This is a genomic window from Lentibacter sp. (assembly GCF_965658795.1).
Classification (GTDB): domain Bacteria; phylum Pseudomonadota; class Alphaproteobacteria; order Rhodobacterales; family Rhodobacteraceae; genus Lentibacter.
In genome coordinates this window covers 47,765-70,100 of the sequence record NZ_CBFHTG010000010.1, presented here as the reverse complement: position 1 = coordinate 70,100, position 22,336 = coordinate 47,765, and the positions used below count along the sequence as shown (strand labels likewise).

20 protein-coding genes are annotated in these 22,336 nt (G+C 58.4%); 12 read left to right on the top strand and 8 right to left on the bottom strand.

Annotation, left to right across the window (positions count from 1 at the left end; translation table 11 throughout):
- Positions 1 to 108: 108 nt before the first annotated feature.
- The 4 genes from ACTG3X_RS09030 to ACTG3X_RS09015 all read left to right on the top strand — a co-directional run bounded on the left by ACTG3X_RS09030 (position 109) and on the right by ACTG3X_RS09015 (position 4,130).
- Positions 109 to 1,371, top strand: a complete 1,263-nt coding sequence (locus ACTG3X_RS09030) for a PP2C family protein-serine/threonine phosphatase (RefSeq protein ID WP_439110924.1) — start codon at positions 109 to 111, stop codon at positions 1,369 to 1,371.
- Between the two features lie 68 nt (positions 1,372 to 1,439).
- Positions 1,440 to 2,402: an Hsp33 family molecular chaperone HslO gene (locus ACTG3X_RS09025; protein ID WP_439110923.1), complete on the top strand. Its 963-nt coding sequence runs from the start codon at positions 1,440 to 1,442 to the stop codon at positions 2,400 to 2,402.
- A gap of 34 nt (positions 2,403 to 2,436) precedes the next feature.
- Positions 2,437 to 3,000, top strand: coding sequence for an NUDIX hydrolase (locus tag ACTG3X_RS09020; protein ID WP_439110922.1), 564 nt, complete (start codon positions 2,437 to 2,439; stop codon positions 2,998 to 3,000).
- On the top strand, positions 2,997 to 4,130 hold the full coding sequence (locus ACTG3X_RS09015; RefSeq protein ID WP_439110921.1) for a CCA tRNA nucleotidyltransferase: 1,134 nt from the start codon (positions 2,997 to 2,999) through the stop codon (positions 4,128 to 4,130). Before ACTG3X_RS09020 ends, ACTG3X_RS09015 begins: the two co-directional genes overlap by 4 nt.
- Here the strand turns inward: ACTG3X_RS09015 and ilvA are convergent.
- Complete coding sequence (gene ilvA / locus ACTG3X_RS09010) at positions 4,116 to 5,354, bottom strand: threonine ammonia-lyase IlvA (RefSeq protein ID WP_439110920.1); 1,239 nt, start codon at positions 5,352 to 5,354, stop codon at positions 4,116 to 4,118. The genes ACTG3X_RS09015 and ilvA overlap by 15 nt on opposite strands.
- A 102-nt stretch (positions 5,355 to 5,456) precedes the next feature.
- Here ilvA and ACTG3X_RS09005 point away from each other — a divergent pair, with 102 nt between their 5' ends.
- On the top strand, positions 5,457 to 6,674 hold the full coding sequence (locus ACTG3X_RS09005; protein ID WP_439110919.1) for an argininosuccinate synthase: 1,218 nt from the start codon (positions 5,457 to 5,459) through the stop codon (positions 6,672 to 6,674).
- Between the two features lie 291 nt (positions 6,675 to 6,965).
- The gene (locus ACTG3X_RS09000; RefSeq protein ID WP_439110918.1) at positions 6,966 to 7,241 is read left to right on the top strand and encodes an SCP2 sterol-binding domain-containing protein; all 276 of its coding nucleotides are present in this window, start codon (positions 6,966 to 6,968) and stop codon (positions 7,239 to 7,241) included.
- Positions 7,242 to 7,288: 47 nt separating this feature from the next.
- Here ACTG3X_RS09000 and ACTG3X_RS08995 read toward each other — a convergent pair whose 3' ends face one another.
- The 3 genes from ACTG3X_RS08995 to ACTG3X_RS08985 all read right to left on the bottom strand — a co-directional run bounded on the left by ACTG3X_RS08995 (position 7,289) and on the right by ACTG3X_RS08985 (position 10,067).
- Positions 7,289 to 8,326, bottom strand: a complete 1,038-nt coding sequence (locus tag ACTG3X_RS08995) for a fatty acid desaturase (RefSeq protein ID WP_439110917.1) — start codon at positions 8,324 to 8,326, stop codon at positions 7,289 to 7,291.
- Between the two features lie 122 nt (positions 8,327 to 8,448).
- Positions 8,449 to 9,165 carry an HAD family hydrolase gene (locus tag ACTG3X_RS08990; RefSeq protein WP_439110916.1) on the bottom strand — a complete coding sequence of 239 codons (717 nt, stop codon included), beginning with the start codon at positions 9,163 to 9,165 and terminating at the stop codon, positions 8,449 to 8,451.
- The gene (locus ACTG3X_RS08985) at positions 9,162 to 10,067 is read right to left on the bottom strand and encodes a D-amino acid aminotransferase (RefSeq protein ID WP_439110915.1); all 906 of its coding nucleotides are present in this window, start codon (positions 10,065 to 10,067) and stop codon (positions 9,162 to 9,164) included. The genes ACTG3X_RS08990 and ACTG3X_RS08985 overlap by 4 nt, the downstream gene beginning before the upstream one ends.
- A gap of 112 nt (positions 10,068 to 10,179) precedes the next feature.
- Between ACTG3X_RS08985 and msrA the strand changes: the two genes are divergently transcribed.
- A complete protein-coding gene (gene msrA / locus ACTG3X_RS08980; RefSeq protein WP_439110976.1) occupies positions 10,180 to 10,827 on the top strand; it encodes a peptide-methionine (S)-S-oxide reductase MsrA in 648 nt (215 codons plus the stop codon).
- 106 nt (positions 10,828 to 10,933) lie between these two features.
- Here msrA and ACTG3X_RS08975 read toward each other — a convergent pair whose 3' ends face one another.
- On the bottom strand, positions 10,934 to 11,809 hold the full coding sequence (locus tag ACTG3X_RS08975) for a ribokinase (RefSeq protein WP_439110914.1): 876 nt from the start codon (positions 11,807 to 11,809) through the stop codon (positions 10,934 to 10,936).
- 3 nt (positions 11,810 to 11,812) lie between these two features.
- Positions 11,813 to 14,068 (bottom strand): NADP-dependent malic enzyme, encoded by a 2,256-nt coding sequence (locus ACTG3X_RS08970; protein WP_439110913.1) that lies wholly within the window; start codon positions 14,066 to 14,068, stop codon positions 11,813 to 11,815.
- Positions 14,069 to 14,233: 165 nt separating this feature from the next.
- Between ACTG3X_RS08970 and mutS the strand changes: the two genes are divergently transcribed.
- The gene (gene mutS / locus ACTG3X_RS08965; protein WP_439110975.1) at positions 14,234 to 16,840 is read left to right on the top strand and encodes a DNA mismatch repair protein MutS; all 2,607 of its coding nucleotides are present in this window, start codon (positions 14,234 to 14,236) and stop codon (positions 16,838 to 16,840) included.
- A gap of 6 nt (positions 16,841 to 16,846) precedes the next feature.
- Here the strand turns inward: mutS and ACTG3X_RS08960 are convergent, their stop codons facing one another.
- Both ACTG3X_RS08960 and ACTG3X_RS08955 read right to left on the bottom strand, forming a co-directional pair.
- Positions 16,847 to 17,047: a hypothetical protein gene (locus ACTG3X_RS08960; RefSeq protein ID WP_439110912.1), complete on the bottom strand. Its 201-nt coding sequence runs from the start codon at positions 17,045 to 17,047 to the stop codon at positions 16,847 to 16,849.
- Between the two features lie 222 nt (positions 17,048 to 17,269).
- Positions 17,270 to 18,238 carry a phosphotransferase gene (locus tag ACTG3X_RS08955; RefSeq protein WP_439110911.1) on the bottom strand — a complete coding sequence of 323 codons (969 nt, stop codon included), beginning with the start codon at positions 18,236 to 18,238 and terminating at the stop codon, positions 17,270 to 17,272.
- A gap of 84 nt (positions 18,239 to 18,322) precedes the next feature.
- Between ACTG3X_RS08955 and ACTG3X_RS08950 the strand changes: the two genes are divergently transcribed.
- Genes ACTG3X_RS08950 through ACTG3X_RS08935 form a run of 4 tightly spaced genes read left to right on the top strand, consistent with a single transcriptional unit; the run spans position 18,323 to position 22,333 of the window.
- Positions 18,323 to 18,565 carry an exodeoxyribonuclease VII small subunit gene (locus ACTG3X_RS08950; RefSeq protein WP_439110910.1) on the top strand — a complete coding sequence of 81 codons (243 nt, stop codon included), beginning with the start codon at positions 18,323 to 18,325 and terminating at the stop codon, positions 18,563 to 18,565.
- Positions 18,555 to 19,439: a polyprenyl synthetase family protein gene (locus ACTG3X_RS08945; protein ID WP_439110909.1), complete on the top strand. Its 885-nt coding sequence runs from the start codon at positions 18,555 to 18,557 to the stop codon at positions 19,437 to 19,439. The genes ACTG3X_RS08950 and ACTG3X_RS08945 overlap by 11 nt, the downstream gene beginning before the upstream one ends.
- 19 nt (positions 19,440 to 19,458) lie before the next feature.
- Positions 19,459 to 21,381 (top strand): 1-deoxy-D-xylulose-5-phosphate synthase, encoded by a 1,923-nt coding sequence (dxs, locus tag ACTG3X_RS08940; protein WP_439110908.1) that lies wholly within the window; start codon positions 19,459 to 19,461, stop codon positions 21,379 to 21,381.
- Positions 21,382 to 21,406: 25 nt separating this feature from the next.
- The gene (locus ACTG3X_RS08935; protein ID WP_439110907.1) at positions 21,407 to 22,333 is read left to right on the top strand and encodes a restriction endonuclease; all 927 of its coding nucleotides are present in this window, start codon (positions 21,407 to 21,409) and stop codon (positions 22,331 to 22,333) included.
- Positions 22,334 to 22,336: the final 3 nt, after the last annotated feature.

Sequence of the window (22,336 nt, the reverse complement as noted above, 5' to 3'; positions counted from 1 at the left end):
GAATACAAAAACAAACCTAAAATCCGATAAAATATATTCACCTGCCCTTAAATCGGGAGGGTTAGTGTGACGTGGGAAATCGAGTGCTTTGCGCTCTAGGTAGTATTCATGCAGAGCAAACTTAAACAAATCGATGCAGTTGAAGCCGCAAGCAACCTGGTGCTTGTCGTTGATGACAGCCGTTTGCAGCGCACAATTCTGCGAACCAGCCTTAAGAAATGGGGCTATCGTGTTGCAGAGGTCGAGAGTGGCGATGAAGCGCTGGCTTTTTGCGAAGAGCAACACCCAGATCTTGTGATCAGTGACTGGATGATGCCGGGGATGGACGGCATAGAGTTCTGCCGCCGGTTTAAGGCGCTAGGTTCTGAGCGATTTGGATATTTCATTCTGCTGACGTCAAAAAGTGACAAATCTGAGATCGCCCAAGGACTTGATGCTGGCGCTGATGACTTTTTGACGAAGCCGTTCAGTTCTGCAGAGTTGCGCGCGCGTCTTGTTGCGGGTGAACGAATCTTGAAGATGGAGCGTGAACTCACGCGTAAAAATGAACTTATCAAGACAACATTGGATGAGCTGAAGGCTCTTTACACAACCATCGACAACGATTTGATCGAAGCCAAGCAGCTACAGCAGTCACTTGTGCGTGAGCGCTACAGAGATTTTGGGAGCGCGCAGATTTCGTTGATGCTGCAATCCAGCGGTCATGTCGGGGGTGATCTTGTCGGGTATTTTCCTATCAACGACAATGAAATCGGGCTGTTTGCATTTGATGTCTCGGGCCATGGTATCAGCTCTGCGCTTATGACCGCCCGACTGGCTGGCTACATGTCATCGGCTTCAAAAGAGCAAAATATAGCAATTGAGCGTTCTACGGACGGCGGGTTTGCCCCGATTGCGCCCAAGGAGGTTGTGGCGCGGCTCAATAACCTTGTGCTCCGTGAAATGACGACAGAGCATTATTTCACACTCGTCTATGCTACGGTCAATTTGGCAACCGGTCATGTTATCGCCAGTCAGGCTGGGCATCCCCACCCGCTTTTGCAGCGCGCCGATGGTGCTGTCGAAATGGTGGGGGCAGGCGGGCTGCCTGTGGGGCTTGTGTCGGATGCGACGTATGAGCAATTCGAGCTTAAGCTCGATGCTGGAGACAGGCTGCTTATTTTTTCCGATGGTGTGCCTGAGTGCATGAACGAGACAGGCGCGTTTTATGACGATGAAAACGTGAAACGTTTTATCAGAAACTGGCATCACAAACGTGGCCCCGGTCTGCTTGATGCGCTGTTGTTTGAACTTGATACATTCGCTGGCGCACGTGACTTTTCTGACGATATATCGGCTATTCTGCTTGAGTTCTCCAAAGCCGAAACCTGACCTGCTGCCTTGCGCACGGTGGCTCACGCTATTAGGTGCTGAGCAAACACACAGATCGGGTGACCTTTATGGAAGATGTATCAAACACAAACTGGGATGAGAAAATCCTGCCATTCGAGCTGCGCGTGTCAGACGTTCGCGGACGAATTGTGCGCCTTGACGAGACAGTCAATGGCGTCTTGGCGCAGCATAACTACCCTAAGCAGGTTGAATCACTCATCTCAGAGATGGTGATCATCACAGCGCTTTTGGGGAGCATGGTCGAATCCCGCTGGAAGCTGTCATTGCAAGTTCAGACAGATGGGCCAGTGCGTATGATTGCGACCGATTATTTCGCGCCCACCGAGCTTAACGCACCAGCGAAAATCCGTGCTTACGCGAGCTTTGATGCAGCGCGCCTGACCGATGGCAAGCCTTTTGACCAGCTCGGCAAAGGCTACTTTGCTGTGCTTGTGGATGAAGGCAAAGGCACCAAGCCTTATCAAGCGCTCGCGCCTCTGGAGGGCAGTTCGATTGCGGAAGCGGCAGAGGGCTATTTTGCGGCCTCCGAGCAGATCGCAACGAAGCTGATCGTGGAGCATGGGGAAACCTACATGAAAGAGACAGGTACGCAGTGGCGCGCGGCTGGCATGTTGCTTCAGCATTTGCCCAAGTCGCTCAAGAGTGAAGGTGGCGACCCTGACAATGAAAAGGAGCAGCGCGAGCATGCGCAGCGCAAGGACGAAGACTGGAACAGGGTCAATATTCTGCTCAACACGGTGGAAAGCCTCGAGTTGCTGGGGCCATATGTTTCGCCTGCTGAGCTTGTCTGGCGCTTGTTCAATGAGGAAGAGCCCGCCGTATATGACACACGTGAAGTGCAGTTCGGGTGCACATGTTCAGAAGAGCGTGTGCGTCAGAGTTTGTCTATCTACGGTGTGAAAGACATCGAAAAGATGACGACGCCAGAGGGCAAAGTTACTGCTGATTGCCAGTTCTGCAACCGTCACTTCGAGCTGGATCCTGCCACTGTTGGACTTGCGGCGAAGTAAGCCGTTGGAGCAAATCAGCCAGATAAGGGCCGCTTTGGCCAAGGCGGGGGCGGCCTCTTCTGACTATGATTTGAACCCCGACGTGATTCCCGTGGAACACGGGATCAAGAGCCCAGCGGCTGTCTTGATCGCGCTGATCGAGCGGGAAGGCGCGCTGCACGTTATCTTGACAAAGCGCGCCCAGCATCTGCGCCACCACCCCGGGCAGATAGCCTTTCCTGGGGGTAAGGTAGAGAGTAGTGACGCATCGGTTGAAGTGGCAAGCTTGCGTGAGGCCCAAGAAGAGATCGGGCTGGCGCCTGAGAGTGTCGAGGTCTTTGGCGCCCTGCCTGAACATGTGACAGTGACTGGCTTTGCTGTGAAGCCGATCTTGGGTGTTGTGCGCGGCCCTTTCGAGCCACTGCTGGATAAGGGCGAGGTTGAAGAGATTATCTTTGCGCCGCTCGCGCACCTTCTCGATCCTGCGAAATACACCATACAAGAGCGCCTGTTTTTGGGTGCCGTGCGAAAATACTACACAATACCTTATGGCCCACATTACATTTGGGGCGCGACAGCGCGCATGACGTTGGGTTTGGCGGAGCGGATTTCACTGTGACACAGGTGAGAGGCACATGGCTTGAAGACGAGGCGGCGCAAGCTGTTTTGAGCGCTCTTGAGGCGCGGGGTGCGCAAGCTTGTTTTGTGGGTGGTTGTGTGCGCAATGCGCTGCTCGATCTGCCTGTCAAAGACCTTGATATCGCCACGAGTGCGCGGCCCGAAATTGTCATCGAGGCAGCGAAAGCACTTGGCTTCAAGCCAATCCCCACAGGGATAGAACATGGCACCATCACCATTGTTGGCAGGGGCTCCGTTCTGGAAGTGACCACCTTTCGCAAAGATGTAGAGACAGACGGTCGCCACGCTGTGATCGCATTTTCTGACAGCCTCGAGGAGGATGCAGCGCGGCGAGATTTTCGCATGAATGCGCTTTATGCTGATCGACGTGGTTATGTGACTGACCCAACAGGCGGTGTGGCCGATATAGCGGCCCGCAAAATCTGTTTTGTCGGCGCTGCGGATGAGCGGATCAGAGAAGACTATTTGCGCAGCGTGCGGCTGTTTCGCTTTGCAGCACAGCTGGGTTTTGGGGCTGAGGGGATTGATCCGGTCGCGGCCAAAGCAGCTGCACGGCTGAGCTACGGTTTGCACCACGTTTCCGTTGAGCGGATTACAGCAGAGATGCTCAAGTTGCTTGGGGCAGAGCAGCCAGTGGCGGTGCTGCAAGTGATGCAGGACACGGGCGTTTTGGCGCGGATCTTGAAGGGGGCTAGCTTGCCGGTTTTGCGGGCGTTTTTGGCATTGGACAGCGAGGCGGTTGCCGAGGAGCGCCTTGCGGCTCTTATGGTCTTTGTGCGGGATGTGCCGCTTCGGTTGTCTAAGAAGGAGCAGCGGGCTTTTGAAACGCTCCAACGCTTTGCTTGGAGCCAGCAAAGCGGCGCTGAACTTGCCTATCGTGAGGGGCTGGGGGCGGCGCAGGCTGGCGTGAGGCTCAAGGCGGCGCTGTGTGGTGATGCGCCTGAGCTAGGGGGGCTGAACGCCGCTGCAGAGGCGCGCTTTCCGCTTGCTGCAAAAGACCTTCCCATGCTCAAGGGCCGCGCCTTGGGCGACGAACTGAAGCGCGCTGAACGTGCTTGGATCGCCTCTGGCTTTCAGCTGACGAAGGCCGAGCTTTTAGACAAGGAATGACGACAGGACCTCGTCGTTTGTGATGTCACGCGCGCTGAAGCCTTTGTCATTGGCCAGGCGCATAAGGCGTTCAAAGCTTTCAGGTGTGTCTGTCTCGATCCCGATCAGGACAGAGCCAAAGTTGCGGGCTGATTTCTTGAGATACTCAAATCGTGTGATGTCGTCATTGGGGCCAAGAAAGCCAAGAAAATCCTTCAGGGCGCCGGGCCGTTGGGGCATCCGCAGGATGAAATACTTTTTCAGGCCAGAATAACGTTGGGCGCGCTCTTTGACTTCGGGAAGGCGCTCAAAGTCAAAGTTGCTGCCAGAAACGATGCAGACAACGGTTTTCCCCTGAATGTCGTCTCGCATGTCTTTGAGCGCGTCGATGGTGAGCGCGCCTGCAGGCTCAAGCACGACGCCCTCGATGTTGAGCATTTCAATCAGTGTCGTGCAAAGCCTGTCTTCGCTGATCTGAAGGTGTGTTTGGTCATTGAATGCACGCAGTTTTTCAAAGGTGAGCTGGCCTATTTCGGCAACGGCTGCGCCATCGACGAACGAGTCAATACGCTCAAGAGCGATTGGCTTGCCTGCGTGTTGGGCCGCAGCGAGGCAGGCGCCACCAGCAGGCTCAACAAAGGCATAGTGGGTTTCGCGGCCGAAGTAGGATGTGACACCAGCCGAGAGCCCCCCGCCGCCCACGGGCAGAACGATAAGGTCTGGTGCCTGGCCGAGTTGCTCTTCAATTTCTGCGGCGACTGTGGACTGACCCATGATGACATCATCCGCATCAAAGGGCGGCAGGAAAATACCTTGCTCAGCCTCGCAATAGGCTTTTGCGGCTGCGAGGGTTTCGTCAAAAAAGTCACCGACGAGTTTGATTTCGATAAGCTCGCCACCAAAGGTCTTTGTCTTCATGATCTTCTGGCTGGGCGTTGTGACCGGCATAAAGATCCGCCCGCGCACGCCAAGGTATTTGCACATGAAAGCAACGCCTTGGGCGTGGTTGCCCGCACTTGCGCACACAAAGAGCGGCGCGTCGGCGCGGCCTTTCATAGCGTTGGTCATAGCGTTAAACGCACCGCGAATTTTGTAAGAGCGCACAGGTGTGAGGTCTTCACGTTTGAGCAAAATGTCTGCGCCGTAGATCTCGGACAGGTGCGCATTGCGCTGGAGCGGGGTGGCTTCAAAGACAGCGCGGAGGGCTTGGGCGATCTGGCGGGAGGCGGGCTTGATGTTATCCATCTGGTTTTATTCTACCACGAAAGCCCTCAAAGCAAGGGGCTGCGCTTGCAGAGACGCGTAAAAAGAGCTACCTCGCGGCAAACGAGACAAGAGGAAATTACGATGTCGGCTCCCAAAAAAGTTGTCCTTGCGTATTCTGGTGGGTTGGACACCTCCATCATTCTCAAATGGCTTGAGACGGAATATGGCTGTGAGGTTGTGACCTTTACCGCTGATCTGGGCCAAGGCGAAGAGCTTGAACCAGCGCGTGCCAAAGCCGAGTTGATGGGTGTGAAAGACATCTACATTGAAGATGTGCGCGAAGAATTTGTGCGCGACTTTGTTTTCCCGATGTTCCGTGCGAATGCTGTTTATGAGGGGCTCTACCTCTTGGGTACGTCTATCGCGCGGCCCCTTATTTCAAAGCGTCTCGTTGAGATCGCTGAAGAAGTGGGCGCGGATGCCGTGGCCCACGGTGCGACGGGTAAAGGCAACGATCAGGTGCGTTTTGAGCTGGCCTGCTATGCGCTCAACCCCGACATCAAGGTGATTGCGCCTTGGCGCGAATGGGACCTGACGAGCCGTACCAAGCTCATCGACTTTGCCGAGAAGCACCAGATTCCGATTGCCAAAGACAAGCGCGGCGAAGCGCCTTTCTCTGTGGATGCGAACCTTTTGCACACGTCAAGCGAAGGCAAGGTTCTGGAAGATCCGGCCGAGATGGCACCTGATTATGTGTACCAGCGCACGGTGAGCCCAGAGGATGCGCCCAACGAGGCAGAGTACATCGAAGTGGGCTTTGAGCGCGGCGATGCTGTGAGCATCAATGGCGAAGCGATGAGCCCTGCGACGATCCTGACCAAGCTCAACGAGCTGGGCGGCAAGCACGGCATTGGCCGCCTCGACTTTGTCGAGAACCGCTTTGTTGGCATGAAATCCCGTGGGATTTACGAAACGCCGGGCGGCACTGTGCTGCTTGAGGCGCACCGCGGCATCGAGCAGATCACGCTTGATAGCGGTGCGGGCCACCTCAAAGACAGCCTGATGCCACGCTACGCGGAGCTTATTTATAACGGCTTCTGGTACTCACCAGAGCGCGAGATGCTGCAAGCGGCCATCGACAAGAGCCAAGAGCACGTCACAGGCACTGTGAAGCTCAAGCTCTACAAAGGCGCGGCCACTTGTGTGGGCCGCTGGTCGGATCACTCGCTCTACTCAGAGGCGCATGTGACCTTTGAAGATGATGCCGGTGCATACGATCAGAAGGATGCGGCGGGATTCATCCAGTTGAACGCGCTGCGCCTCAAGCTTTTGGCGACACGCAACCGTCGCTTCAAGTAACCTTTTCAGGTTCAAAAAAACCAACAAAATCAAACGGGTCTGTGCAGTATAGCATGGGCCCGTTTTGCTTTGGTAAGCCCGTCGTTTGCAAAGGTTAACGCGCTTTGGCCGCTCCAAAACAGGGGGGTGATATGCGTGCACCGGGCGTGCACCATGCGTGCACCGCCTGAAACGGGTTTGCGTTAAGAGAAAATTAGCTAACGCAGCGTGCGCAGGGGCACTTGCCGCAAGGTTAGTGCAGCCCTCTGCGCCGATCTGGGCCATATTTGTGGCATCTTGAGGAGAGAGCATATGCAAGAGATGGCTGACGGAATTGCGCGCGGGCTTGCGGGCAAGAGCTTTGAAGGCTCGCTCAAGTTTGACTGCGGGGCTGATGGCGTGATCATTCTGCGCGATGGCGCGGTGCTGACAGAGGACGGGCCGACCGACTGCACCCTCAAGATCAGCAAAGACAACCTCGGCAAGCTGCTCACAGGCAAGCTTAACGCGATGACAGGTGTGATGACGGGGAAGCTGAAAGTCTCTGGCGACATGACCGTCGCGATGCGCCTGGCCAAGCTGCTTTAGAGAAGAGATGCGCAGAGCCTGCGCATCTCGAATGGTTACATGGCCTCTTAGGCCACAAGGCCGCGCGCTTCGCGGAAGGAGAGAAGGCGCTTGCCGTCTTCATCCCAGAGGTGCATGCGCACGCTTGCAAAGCTCTCGCGGATTGTCATGCGGTTGATCTTGGCGAGCTCGGCGTTTTCGCGCAGCACTTCGGGCAGGCGGTAAAACGGGATGCGCGCATAGAGGTGGTGCACATGGTGGATGCCGATGTTGGCGCTGAACCAGTTGACCCATGACGGCAGGATGTAGTGCGAGCTGCCGTAAAGGGCGGCGTCGTGCAGATCCCAGTCTTCGTTGTGATCCCATGTTGTATCTTCAAACTGGTGTTGCACGTAGAAGAGCCACATGCCTGCCGTTGCGGCGAGAAGTGTGGAGGGGAAGAAGATCAGCAGGATCGGAGCCCAGCCGCCAAAATAATAGATGGTGCCGAGGATCGCGAGGATCGTGGCGTTGGTGAGCATGGCAGAGACCCAGTATTTCTTTGTGTCGGTCAAGCCGACGGGGAAGCGCTGTTGCACAAAGAAAAGCCATGCGGGGACGAAGCCGAAGAGGAAGAACGGATTGCGGTAGAAGCGGTACTGTAGCTTCCCGAGTGTCGAAAGGGCTTTGTATTCGCTCACTGTCAGAGTGACGATGTCGCCAATGCCGCGCTTGGCCAGGTTGCCGTGGCTGGAGTGGTGGATCGCGTGGGTGCGACGCCAGACATCGTAGGGTGTGAGCGTGACGACGCCAATGACGCGGCCGACCCAGTCACTGGCTGTGCGGTTTTTGAACAGCGAGCCGTGGCCACAATCATGCTGGATGGTGAAGAGGCGGAGAAGGAACGCGGCGATTGGCACAGAGAGCACCAGTGTGAGCCAGTAGCTGACCGAGAGTGACGCCCAAGCGAGAGCCCAAAGGCCGACAAAAGGAAGGGCTGTGACCAGAAGCTCGAAGTTGCTGCGCGCCGGGTTTGGCTCGCGGAACTTGGCAAGGGTTGTCACCCATTCTTTGGCTGATTTTGTTTTGGTGGTTGGCTCGGTCGGGAAGGCGGATGCGATGTTCATACGTCTCAGTCTTATTGTTGTGTGTTGCACGAATAGAGCAACGGGGGGGTGTGACAAGCAAAATGTGCCTTTTCAGTGAAAAGTGAGTTAAAAGGTAGCAAGTTTTGGCTTGAAATCATCGATCACGCTGTGAGCCTGAATTGGGCAAGTGCCTCATAAACAGGCAGGGCTTCGGACAGGAGCTTTTGGTCAGCGGCTGTTTGCAGCTTGGGCAGCGGGCCTTCGGGGCCAGCGAAGCCTGTGGAGGCGTGCACCGCATTGTACCAGTGAGCCGCCCAGACGCCATCTTCAGGATGTCCGCCAGCGGGCCAGCCGAGCATGGCTTTGTCAAAGGGCAGGCCAAGGGCCGTGCAAAGCCTGGTGAGCATGGTTTCCGGCGCGTCGCGGATATCGGCGCTGTCGATGACCAGCGGTGTTTGGCCCTCGTTGCGGAGCATATCAAACAACTCAAGCTGCTGGGAAAAGCCGATATCAGCGAGGCCGAAGCCCTCGTATTTGGCCCCGAAGCTGGCGATGACGCGCGCGGGGTGGCGTATGAGAAAGACATTCTGAACGCCGTGCATCCAGTCGCGCGGGACAGAGGGCAGCATATGTTGGCACATGTGCTTTTGATAAAAATGCTGCGGTTTGGGCTGTGTTAGAGACTGTATCACCGCCTCGGCGCTTTGTGACTGGCTGGACAGAACCGCTGCGCGCATGGGGTGATCGAGGCCTGTTTGTGCAAGGTAGTGCGCATAAAAGGGCTCATCGACCACGGCAAAGTCGGCGCGGTTGCCAAAGCTGTACATGAGCGCGGTGGAGAGGTTGCGCGGGCCAGACCACATGGCGATGGAGGTCATGGCTGCGCCTCGATGAGGGCTTTGTAGAGCCTGCGCAGGCGCTGGGTGACAGGGCCCATTTCACCGGTGCCGATGGGGCGGCCATCAATCTCGCTGACGGGGGTTTGGGCGCCGAAGGTGCCTGTGAGGAAGGCTTCATCGGCTGAATAGGTGTCGACCAGCGAATAGTTGCGCTCGAACACGGGGATATCATTGGCGCGGCAGAGGTCGATGACCTTCTGGCGCGTGATGCCGTTCATGCAATAGTCGCCTGTGCTCGTCCAGACAGCGCCTTTTTTGACGATGAAGAAGTTGCAGGCGTTGGTTGTGTTCACAAAGCCGTGGACATCGAGCATGAGCGCCTCGTCGGCCCCTGCCTTCTCGGCGGCGATGCAGGCGAGGATGCAGTTGAGCTTGGAATGGGAGTTGAGCTTGGGGTCTTGTGTCATCGGCAGGCCGCGCTGGTGCGGCACGGTGGCAAGGCGGATGGGCCGCGGGATCTTGGGCTGGGAGTGCTCCATGATGATCGTGATGGTCGGGCCTTGCTGGCTGAGCGAAGGGTGCTGGAAGGGCCGTGTCTTGACCCCGCGTGTGACCATGAGGCGCGCGTGGGCGTCTGTGGTCATGGCGTTGGCCTTTTGTGTCTCTAACAAGGCGGAATAGAGCTGATCGCGGGTCATGCCGATATCAAGGTCAATCGCTTTGGCGGCTTCGAAGAGGCGGTCGAAATGTTCGTCCCAGAAGGCCCATTTGCCATCATAGAGGCGCAGCCCCTCCCAGACGCCATCGCCCAGCATGAAACCGCTGTCATAGACGCTGACCAGCGCCTCGGCCTTGGGCACGCAACGGCCGTTGAGCCAGATGAGGATTTGCTCGTTGCGCGCGTCTTCTTCGGCGGCGTGGGTTGTTATTTTGTCGCTCATATTTCGGCCTCTCACGTTTTGGGGACAAGTAGTAACCTCTCTGTGAGGGCTGTCTACAGAACATTTATTGCGCGCTAGAGTGGAGAGAAGATTGCAAGGAGTGAAAGCAATGATGTGCTGTGTGAGAGAAATGAAAGCGGCGGCGCTGGCGGTGTTGATCGGGCTGGCTTTGATGCTGCAAGCGGGTATCGCCAATGCAGGGCCGCGTGAGGAGATCGTGCTGGCGGGAGGCTGTTTCTGGTGTGTGGAGTCAGACTTTGAGAGCGTGCCGGGTGTGTTGTCTGCTGTGTCGGGCTTTGCGGGCGGGAAGACGACCAACCCGACGTATAAGAACCATACGGGGCATTATGAGGTGGTGAAGATCACCTTTGATGCGGGCAAGATCAGCCGTGAGGAGATTTTGCATAAGTTCATGCGCTCGATTGATCCGACCGATGATGGCGGGCAGTTTTGTGACCGTGGGCCAGCCTATAAGACTGCGCTGTTTTATGACGGGGCTGCGCAAAAGGCGGCGGCAGAGCAAGCCATTGCCGAGGCAGGGCAGGACTTGGGCCGCAAGATTGTGACCAGGGTTTTGCCGCTGAACGGGTTTTATGCGGCGGAGGATTACCACCAGGATTATTACAAAAGCTCGGCCCTTGTGCTGACGCGGGCCGGACCAAAGAGCAAGGCGGCGGCTTATAAGTTCTATCGCAAGGCCTGTGGGCGCGACAAAACCGTGAAAGCGCTTTGGGGCAGCGCTGCGCCTTTTGCGGGGTGATCGAATTTGCTTTGCAAATCCGACCAGCTGGGGGGCTAGCCCCCCAGTTTCAAAAGCTGCAGCTTTTGAAACATCCCCCCAGGATATTTAGAGCAAAAAGAAAGAGCTAGGGTTGGCTCCTCAGGAAGCTGTTGACGTCGCCGCGGGAGGGGATGGCATCGGCTGTGCCCTTTTTTGTGACTTTCAGGGCCGAGGCTGCGGCGGCGAGGCGGAGCGCCTCTTGCAGGCTTTGACCTTCAAGGAGGGCGGCGGCGAGGTAGCCTGTGAAGGTGTCGCCTGCGCCTGTGGTGTCGCGCGCTGTGACGGGGAAGGCCGCAAAGCGCGCCTCGCCCGCGGATGTGATGGCGCGCCCGCCTTTTGCACCTTCGGTGATGATGATGGTTTCGGGCGCAAGCTCTTGGGCGCTTTGGCCTGTGGCTTTGGTGAGCTGGGCCAGCTCGACAGCGTTGAGCACGAGAATATCGGTGAGAGGGAGCAGCGCTTTGGTGGCGGTCGCATCAAACGGGGCGGCGGCATAGAGCACTGTGAGCCCAAGGCTGCGCGCGAGCGTGGCGGCTTCGAGGCCCAGATTTGTTTCGTTTTGCAGCACCAGCATGTCGCCGCGCTTTGCGGTGAGCAGGGCCGCTTTGAGCGATGTTAGAGACTGTTCCATGTTGGCGCCCGGAAACACGACGATGGCGTTTTCACCCTTTGGGTCCACATTGATGATGGCGTGGGCTGTGGGGGCCGCCACTTCTGCGACATAGCCTGTCTTGACACCGAGTGCTTGCAGACGCGCCACGGCCCATGCGCCCTCGGGGCCGACAGCGCCGATATGCACCACGGACGCCCCCGCCTGCGCGGCGGCGACAGACTGGTTTGCGCCTTTGCCGCCAAGGCCTGTGGCATGGGCGGTGGCGAGCAGGGTTTCCCCCGGCTCGGGGAGGTGAGGCACCTCGTAGACGTGGTCGAGGTTGATCGAGCCGAGGCAAAAGAGCGTCATGGGTTAGCCAACTTTACACGCGGCGAGAACGGCCATGTTGAGAATGTCGTTCACGGTGCTGACGGTTGAGCAGATCTGGATGCTTTCGTCGATGCCGGCAAGGATCGGGCCGATGACGGTTGCGCCAGCCATTTCCTGCATGAGCTTGGTGCTGATCGAGGCCGAGTGACGCGCGGGCACAACGAGGATGTTGGCCGGGCCAGTGAGGCGCGAGAACGGGTAGCTCTTTTGCGCTTGGGCATTGAGCGCCACATCGACTGTCATTTCGCCTTCGAACTCGAAGTCAACGCCGCGGGCCTCGAGCACTTCGGGGGCCTTGTGCATTTTTTCGGCGCGCTCGGAGCGGGGGTAGCCAAAGGTGGAGAAGCTGACGAAGGCCACGCGCGGCTCAAGGCCCAAGTGGCGGGCCACATCGGCGGAGCGCTCGGCGATTGTGGCCAAGTCCTGCTCATCGGGCCATTCGTGCACCAGCGTATCGCCGATGAGAACAATGCGGCCTTTGTGCAAGAGCGCTGTGACGCCGACAGCGCCAGCCTCGGCGCTGGCATCAAACACCATGTTGATGCGCTGCATCACGTGGGCCGACTTGCGGGTGGCACCTGTGATGAGGCCGTCACCGTGGCCGTGGGCCAGCATGAGGGCGGCAAACACGTGACGGTCGCGCGCAGCGAGGCGGTGAACATCGTGGCGGTCAAAGCCCTGACGCTGGAGGCGCTTGTAGAGGAAGGCCTTATATTCGGCCAAGTGGGGGGTATTGGCGGCGTTGACGATTTCGAGCTCTTCGACCGCATCGGCCATGCCTTCGGCTGTGAGCTTGGTGCGCACATCTTCCTCGCGGCCGACGATGAGCGCTTTGCCCATGCCAGAGCGTTGGTACTGCACGGCGGCGCGCAGAACGCGGGGGTCATCGCCTTCGGCAAAGATCATTGTGGCCTGATTCTGGCGCGCACGGGCGTTGAGGCCCCGCAGGATGCTGGCTGTCGGGTCCATCCGCGACTTGAGCGAGGCCTCATAGGCGTCCATATCGATGATGGGGCGGCGGGCGACGCCCGTGTCCATGCCTGCGCGCGCGACGGCGGGGGGGATCACGTAGATCAGGCGCGGATCAAAGGGAGTCGGGATGATGTAATCGCGCCCGAAGCTGAGCTTTTTGCCGTAGGCCATGGCGACTTCATCGGGGACATCTTCGCGCGCCAGTTTGGCCAGAGCCTCGGCGCAGGCGATTTTCATCTCGTCGTTGATGGCGCGGGCGTGAATGTCGAGCGCGCCACGGAAGAGGTAGGGGAAGCCGAGCACGTTGTTGACCTGATTGGGGTAGTCGGAGCGGCCTGTTGCGACGATCACGTCTTCGCGCACGGCGTGGGCCTCTTCCGGGGTGATTTCGGGGTCAGGGTTGGCCATGGCGAAGATGACCGCGTTCTTGCCCATGGAGGCGACCATCTCTTGTGTGACGGCCCCTTTGACAGAAACGCCAAGGAAGACATCGCAGCCGTCCATGGCCTCGGCCAATGTGCGGGCTTCGGTGTTGGCGGCGTGGGCTGATTTCCACTGGTTCATGCCGTCTTCGCGGCCCTGGTAGATCACACCTTTGGTGTCGCACAAAATGCAGTTGTCGTGCTTGGCGCCCATGGCTTTGATGAGCTCGATGCAGGCGATGCCCGCAGCCCCCGCGCCGTTGACGACGATTTTGACGTCGCCGATTTGCTTGCCGCTGATCTGGAGGGCGTTGAGCAGGCCTGCGGCGCAGATCACGGCTGTGCCGTGCTGGTCATCGTGAAAGACGGGGATGTCCATCTGCTCTTTGAGGGTCTGTTCGATGATAAAGCACTCGGGCGCTTTGATATCTTCGAGGTTGATGCCGCCGAAGGTTGGCCCCATGAGGCGCACGGCGTTGATGAATTCGTTGGGGTCTTCTGTATCAAGCTCGATGTCGATGCTGTTCACATCGGCGAAGCGTTTGAAGAGCACGGCCTTGCCCTCCATCACCGGCTTTGAGCCGAGCGCGCCGAGGTTGCCAAGGCCCAGAACGGCTGTGCCGTTGGAGATCACGGCGACGAGGTTGCCTTTGTTGGTGTAGTCATAGGCCAGCTCCGGGTTGGCGGCGATGTCTTCACACGGGACAGCGACGCCGGGGGAGTAGGCGAGCGACAGGTCGCGCTGGGTTGTCATGGGGACGGTGGCTGTGACCTCCCATTTGCCGGGTGTCGGCTCGAGGTGAAAGGCAAGGGCGTCTTCGCGGGAGATCTTTTGCTTGGTCATTTGGGGCCTGATTTTATGCTGGGTCGGTTTGTCATAGACGTTGCGCGCCATTCTCTCAACTAAAACACGACTTTCGCCTTTCGCGCCGCGCGTGGCGTGGTTAGTTTGGCGCCAACCATTCGGGGGGATGCAACTGTGAGCGCTGCCAAGCCAGCTTTAACGCCAATGATGGCGCAATATCTCGAGATTAAGGGGAATTACCCCGAGGCGCTTTTGTTTTACCGCATGGGCGACTTTTACGAGATGTTCTTTGATGATGCTGTGGCAGCGGCCGAGGCGCTTGATATCGCGCTCACCAAGCGTGGCAAACATGATGGTGACGACATCCCGATGTGTGGCGTGCCGCATCATGCGGCGGAGAACTATCTGCTGACGCTCATTCGCAAGGGCTTTCGTGTGGCTGTCTGCGAGCAGCTTGAAAGCCCTGAAGAGGCCAAGAAACGCGGCTATAAATCTGTTGTGCGGCGCGATGTTGTGCGGCTGGTGACCCCGGGGACACTGACGGAAGACAGCTTGCTTGAGGCGCGGCGCAACAACTTTCTGGCGGCCTATGTCGAGATACGTGATGAGGCGGGGCTGGCCTGGCTTGATATGTCGACAGGTGACTTCAGGGTGATGGAGCTGAGCCGTGTGCGGCTTGGGCCAGAGCTTGCGCGACTTTCGCCTAGCGAGATCGTTTTTGCCGATGCGCAGTTTGGCGAGCTGGCCGAGATAGCCGAAGAGCAGGGCGTGGCTGTGAGCGAGTTGGGCAAGGCCAGCTTTGACAGCGAGGGGGCTGTGAAGCGGCTCTGTGATTTCTTCGAGGTCGAGACGCTGGAGGCCTTTGGCCAGTTTGGCCGCGCGGAAGTATCGGCGCTGGGCGCTGTGCTCGATTATCTGGAGATCACCCAGAAAGGGAAGCTGCCGCTTTTGGCCAAGCCCGTCCGCGAAGTGGCGGGGCGGGTTATGCAGATCGATGCGGCGACACGGCGCAATCTTGAGCTGACGCGCTCTATGCAGGGCGCGCGGGCCGGCTCGCTTCTGGCGGCGGTTGACCGCACGCTCACAGCGCAAGGGGCGCGGCTTCTGGAGCGGCGTGTGAGCGCACCGTCTTGCGATGTGAGCGAGATCGCAGAGCGGTTGGAGGCTGTTGGCTTTGCTTTGAGCGACACGCATTTCTTGAGCGAAACGCGCGAGCGGCTGCGCCATGTGCCTGATATGGAGCGCGCCTTGTCGCGTCTCGGGCTTGAGCGCGGCGGGCCGCGTGACTTGGCGAGTATACGCAATGGCCTCGCGAAAGCGGAAGAAATAGGCTCTAACATGGCCCAACTTGCTCTGCCCGATGTGTTGGCCGCAGCGGGCCAAAAGCTCTTGGGGCATGACGCTTTGGTGCGCTTGCTGGATGCGGCCCTCGTGGCGGAGCCGCCGCTTTTTGCGCGCGATGGTGGCTTTGTGGCGGCGGGCTATGACGAAGAGCTCGACGCCAGCCGCGCCTTGCGCGACGAAGGGCGCAGCGTGATTGCCAAGATGCAAGCGGAGTATGCTGCCGATACGGGCATCAGCGCGCTCAAGATCAAGCACAACAATGTGCTGGGGTATTTTATCGAAGTGACCTCGACCCACGCCGAGAAAATGCTGAGTGCACCGCTGAACGAGCGCTTCAAGCACCGCCAGACAACTGCGAACCAAGTGCGCTTTACCACGCCCGAGCTGAGCGAGATGGAAACGCGGATCTTGAACGCGGGAGGCCGCGCGACCGAGATTGAGCTGCGCATATTTGGCGAGCTGCGCCGCGCTATTCTGGAGGCGCAGGAGGCTGTCTTTGCGGCCACGGCTGCGCTTGCCGAGATTGATGTGGCGCTTGGGTTGGCCGCCATTGCGCGCGAGGAAGACTGGGCGCGCCCTGCGGTGGACGACAGCCGCGCACTGGAGATTGAGCAGGGGCGCCACCCTGTTGTGGAGCAGGCGTTGCGCAGGCAGGGCGGCGCGAGCTTTGTGCCAAATGACTGCGCGCTGGCGGAAGATGACCAGCTCTGGCTGCTGACGGGGCCGAACATGGCGGGTAAGTCGACATTTTTGCGGCAGAATGCGCTGATTGCTGTGCTGGCGCAGATGGGGAGTTATGTGCCTGCGGCGGCGGCGCGTGTGGGGATTGTGAGCCAGCTTTTCAGCCGCGTGGGCGCGAGTGACGATCTGGCCAGGGGGCGCTCGACCTTCATGGTCGAGATGGTCGAAACCGCCGCTATTCTCAACCAGGCAGACGACCGTGCGCTTGTGATTCTGGATGAGATCGGGCGCGGCACGGCAACCTATGATGGCCTCTCGATTGCCTGGGCGACGCTTGAGCATTTGCACGAGAGCAACAAGTGCCGCGCGCTGTTTGCCACGCATTACCACGAGATGACGCAGCTGTCTGACAAGCTGGCGCGCTGCTCCAACGCCACTGTGATGGTCAAGGAGTGGGAGGGCGATATCATCTTTCTTCATGAGGTGCGCAAAGGCGTGGCCGACCGCTCATATGGTGTGCAGGTCGCCAAGCTGGCGGGGCTGCCCGAAAACGTGATCGCGCGGGCGCGTGTTGTGCTGGATGCTTTGGAAAAGGGTGAGCGGGAAGGCTCTAACAAGGCGGTTATTGATGATTTGCCGCTGTTTAGCGCGGCCCCTGCGCCTCAGCCTGTAAAGGCCAAGGCGAGCGAAGTTGAAGGCGCTTTGGCCGGGATATACCCCGACGAAATGACCCCGCGTGAGGCGCTTGCGGCGCTTTACGAGCTGAAGGCCAAGGCGGGCGCGTAAGCGGCTTTACTGGATTTTGCCGTGCATATGGCTGTAGCGGCCCCAACCGCAGGAGTAGAAGCGTTTTCCTGCATCTGTGGTGTGATAGTAGACATAGCCGCCGTTGTTTTCGAGCCGTGGCAGGATGCTCTTGTAGATGGTGTAGGAGTTGGAATCGTTGATCCAGTAATCAGTCTGGCAGATGTTGACTTTGTTGACCCCCTGCACTGTGGAGAGGCCGATTGCTGTGTTGCCGTCGCTTACGATGGGCGATCCGACAAGATCGGCTGCGGCAGCGGGTGTGGCAAGGGCGGCGGTAAGGGCCAGAATTTTGAGCGTTTTCGTTTCAGTCTCCTTTAGCAGTTGCGTGAACCCGATGTGTCCACGTCATACATTGTAAAGGCAGAATGTGTTTTTGACGCTGACTTCGATCAAACCTGCGCAGGAAATTCAGGTGATTTGCTTGAGATCACTGACCAGCGCTTCTGACATCTCCAACGCATGATCAAGCCGCGCTTGGGGCATCTCTGGGTGCTCGACTTTTATGAGCGTTTCAAAGGCGATGAAGTAGGGCAGGAAACCGTGCGTCTCGTCTTCTGACAGCTCAAAGCGGGCGCTGAATGTCTCAAAGGCTTGCGCATCAACGCCGAAGCGGCGCGCGCCCGAGGGCAGCATACCGCGCCGCGCCATATGGACGAGCGCGCGGGCGATGTCTTTGTAGAGCGGGGCATGGTTGGTTGCGCCAAGGTCGATCCCTGTGAGGATCTGGCCATCCCAAAGCAGGTTGTTGAGGTGAAAATCGCCATGGGCGAGGGCTACGCGCCATTCGGGAAAATCGATCTGGCGATAGAGCTTTTTCATCTTTTGCAGTACCTGCGCTTCGGCTTGGCGGAGGGCCTCGTGCGGCTGCTTTTCGGCTGCTTTCTCGGCCCAGATGCGCCATGGGCGGCGGTTGGGTGCGCGGGTTTCAATGCTGGGGGCGGTGAACTTGTGCAGCCAGTCAGCCGCGAGGGCTATGGGCGCGTGTCGTGCCGCAGGCTCCATGCGCCAGAGCGCTGTGAGAAGCCCCTCGCCTTTGGCGCGCGATGTGATGGTGAGGCCGCTATCGGCGCTGTGAAAGAGCGGTTGTTGCACGGTGAGCGGAGCTGCGCTCATGTAGGGCCATGTGCGGGCCAGCTCGGCCCACTCCTGTACCGAGGCGTCGCGCGCTTTGGCGGACAGTGCGAGGCGAAAGACCACCTCAGCGCCCTCGAGCGTGCCGCGGAAGACGGCGTGGCGCTCGGGCACAAGGTGTAGCGCTTTCTCAACTGTGAAAGCGCGCGCGCCGAGGGCTTGGGCCGCGACATGTTCCAGCCTGTCCAAAGCGGCGAGGGCCTCTTCGGGGTAAAGCTGGATATTGCTGATCTCAACCTTGGACATAGGCGAAGCTTACGCGGGGCAGGATACGAATTGAACCCTTTTCGCTGCGCCTGTATGGTCGCAAAAAATGAGCTGGAGAGACGCATGAGCGATACACCTGTTGCAGAGATGAGCTTTGAAGCCGCGATGGCGGAGCTGGAGAAAGTTGTGGGCCAGCTGGAGCGGGGCGATGTGCCGCTGGAAGACTCGATCAAGCTCTATGAGCGCGGCGCGGTGCTGAAGAAGCATTGCGAAGGCAAGCTCAAGGAAGCGGAAGAGAAAGTTGCCGCGATCACGCTGGATGGCGAAGGCAACCCCACAGGGATCAAGCCACTTGATGTTGATTGAGCCATTGGGCTTTGACGCGGCTCTGAAGCGGGCGCAAAGCCTGATGCAAGATGCGCCGATGCGCTACTTTATGGCGGCCAAGTCGCTGCCCGAGGCGCAGCTTTTGCTCGCTATGCTCTATGCGCTTGAGGGCGGAAAAGCGCTGCGGGCTTTTCTTGTGATCGAATCAGCGCGGCTGCATGGACAGAGCTTTGATGCTGCCGAGCCAGCGGCGCTGGCTGTGGAGTGTATCCACGCGTATTCGCTTATTCACGATGATTTGCCCTGTATGGACGACGACGACCTGCGCCGTGGCAAGCCGACCGTGCATAAGAAGTGGGATGAGCACACCGCTGTCTTGGCGGGCGATGCGCTGCAAGCCAAAGCCTTTGAGCTGCTTGCGCAAGACGATATGCCCAATGCACTGGCGCTTTTGCGCGGGCTGGCTGTGGCCAGTGGCCACGCCGGGATGGTCGGCGGGCAGATGATGGATATTGCAGCTGAAACAAGCGAAGCGCCGTTTGATTTGAGCCAGATCGAGGCGGTGCAACGCGGCAAGACAGGCGCGCTGATCCGCTGGTCGGCCACGGCGGGCGCTGTCATGGCGGGGGCCAGTTGCGCTGGATTAGAGACATATGGTGACAGGCTCGGCCTTGCTTTCCAGATCTGGGATGATGTGCTGGATGTGGAAGGGGACGCGGCCGAGACGGGCAAGGCCGTGGGCAAGGATGAAGATGCTGGGAAGGCGACTTTTGTGTCACTTCTGGGCCTTGATGCGGCAAAAGGTCAGGCTGTTAACCTTGTAGAAGAGGCTTGTGAGGCCTTATCTATCTATCAAGATGATGCCGAATGCTTGCGAGAGGCGGCGCGCTTCGTTATCTCGCGGCGTAAGTAACAGCCCCGAAAGGGTGACCATGAATGACCGCCCCAACACCCCGCTGCTAGACCAAGTGGCCAGCCCCGCCGATATGAAGCGGCTGAGCGATGCCGAGCTTGTGCAGCTCTCTGGCGAGCTGCGCGCCGAGACGATCAGCGCGGTGAGCGAGACGGGTGGGCACTTGGGGGCTGGCTTGGGTGTGGTCGAGCTGACTGTTGCGCTGCATGCGGTGTTTGATGCGCCCAAAGACAAGATCATCTGGGATGTGAGCCACCAGAGCTACCCCCACAAGATCCTGACAGGGCGGCGCGACCGGATTCGCACGCTGCGCAAACGCGGTGGGCTGAGTGGCTTCACCAAGCGCTCCGAAAGCCCCTATGACTGCTTTGGCGCGGCACATTCCTCCACCTCGATCAGTGCGGCGCTGGGCTTTGCCGTGGCGCGCGACCTGGGCGGTAACTGCCCCGAAGGCCTGGGCGATGCGATTGCCGTGATCGGCGATGGCGCGATGAGCGCGGGCATGGCCTTTGAGGCGATGAACAACGCAGGCCACCTCGGCAAACGCTTGATCGTGATTCTGAACGACAACGAGATGAGCATTGCGCCGCCCGTGGGTGCGCTTTCGAGCTACCTCAGCCGCCTCTATGCGGAAGAGCCGTTTCAAGAGCTGAAAGCCGCCGCCAAGGGCGCGGTGAGCCTGATGCCTCCGTTCTTTCAAGAGGGTGCCAAGCGCGCCAAGGAGATGCTCAAGGGCATGACGGTGGGCGGCACGCTCTTTGAGGAGCTGGGCTTTAGCTACATCGGGCCGATTGATGGCCACGACATGGATCAGCTGCTCTCGCTGTTGCGCACGGTCAAGGCACGGGCCACGGGGCCGATCCTCATTCATGCGATCACGAAGAAGGGCAAGGGCTATGCCCCTGCCGAGGCGCGTGACGACAAGGGCCATGCAACGGCGAAGTTTGATGTGATCACCGGCAAGCAGGTAAAAACGCCAAGCAATGCGCCGAGCTACACGGCTGTCTTTGGTGACGAGCTGGTTGCGCTGGCGGCTGAAGATGACAAGATTTGTGCTGTGACGGCAGCGATGCCGAGCGGCACGGGGCTTGATTTGATGGCCGAGCGCTACCCCTCGCGCTGCTTTGATGTAAGTATTGCCGAGCAACATGGTGTGACCTTTTGCGGCGCTTTGGCGGCGGGCGGTATGAAGCCGTTTTGCACGATGTATTCAACCTTTTTGCAGCGCGGCTATGACCAGATTGTTCATGATGTGGCGTTGCAAAACCTGCCTGTGCGCTTTGCGATCGACCGTGCGGGGCTTGTTGGCGCCGATGGTGCGACCCACGCGGGGAGCTATGACATTGCTTATCTTGCGAACCTGCCCAACATGGTTGTGATGGCGGCGGCGGATGAGGCCGAGCTGAAGCATATGGTGGCCACAGCGGCGGCGCATGACAGCGGGCCGATTGCCTTCCGCTATCCTCGTGGGGAGGGTGTGGGCGTTGAGCTGCCTGCGCGCGGCGTGGCGCTTGAGATCGGTAAGGGCCGCATTGTGCGCGAGGGCAACCGCGTGGCGCTGCTCAGCTTTGGCACGCGTCTGGCCGAGGCCGAAAAGGCCGCCGAGCAGCTTGCAGCCAAGGGCATTGAAGCGACTGTTGCGGATGCGCGTTTTGCCAAGCCGCTGGACCGCGACATGATCTTGAAGCTGGCGCGTGATCACGAAGTGCTCATCACGCTGGAAGAGGGCGCTGTGGGCGGGTTTGGCTCGCATGTTGCGCAGCTTCTGGCCGAAGAGGGCGCGTTTGACGCGGGCCTCAAGTTCCGCTCCATGGTTTTGCCTGACTGGTTTATCGACCAAGGCTCGCCTGCGGAGATGTATGCTGAAGCGGGGCTTCAGGCCGAGCATATTGTCGCGAAAGTGCTGGATGTACTGGGTGTCGCTCAGGTGAAGCGGGCTTAGTTTTTATTTGAAGTGAAGTATTATTATGCCAGTTCCAGGTTACCAGACGCTCATGTTGCCCGTATTAGAGCTAATTGCCAAAGGGCACGAAACCATTCCAAGCTGTCTTGAGCCGCTGAGGTTAGAGTTTGGACTGACGCAGGATGAGTTTGAAGAGCTATTGCCAAGCGGAAAGCAAACACTTCTCGCAAACAGGGCGCATTGGGCTCGTAATTATATGTCTCAAGCTGGTCTTGTTGAAGCAATCAAGCGGGGCCATTATCGTTTGACTATGGATGGCGAGGCTTTGCTGGCAAATCCGCCTGAAGAGCTAAATTCTGCTTTCCTTAGAAACTACGAGCCGTTCTTAGAATTTCTTCAACGGTCGGCTCCAACGAAAGATGGCGGCCTAAGCAGCCCGCAACAGGCCGACAAATCAAGTGACGCGGCAACGCCTGAAGACTTGATGGCGAAGAGTCATCGCGAAATAGAAGCGCTTTTGAGGAACGAGCTATTGGAAGCGGTGCTATCTGTTTCGCCAGCACAGTTTGAGCAACTGATTGTCGATCTGCTGGTTGCTATGGGCTATGGTGGCGGAGACCCAGCAATGGGTAAAAGTATTGGAAAATCTGGCGACGGCGGTATTGACGGGGTGATCAATGAAGACGCACTTGGGCTTGATGCTGTTTACGTGCAGGCTAAACGATACGATCCAGCCAATAAGGTTGGGCGGCCTGATATTCAAAAATTTGTCGGATCGTTGACTGGCGAAAGTGCTACTAAGGGTGTCTTTGTGACGACTTCGGGGTTTTCTCGGGAAGCTCAAGATTACATCAGCCGTGTTCAGCAGCGTATTGTGCTGATTGATGGCGCGATGCTTTCAAGGTTGATGGTGCAGCATGGAGTTGGGGTTCGAGCGCGTGCTCAATATGTAATCCACTCCATTGATGAAGACTATTTTCCAGAGCGATAAGGC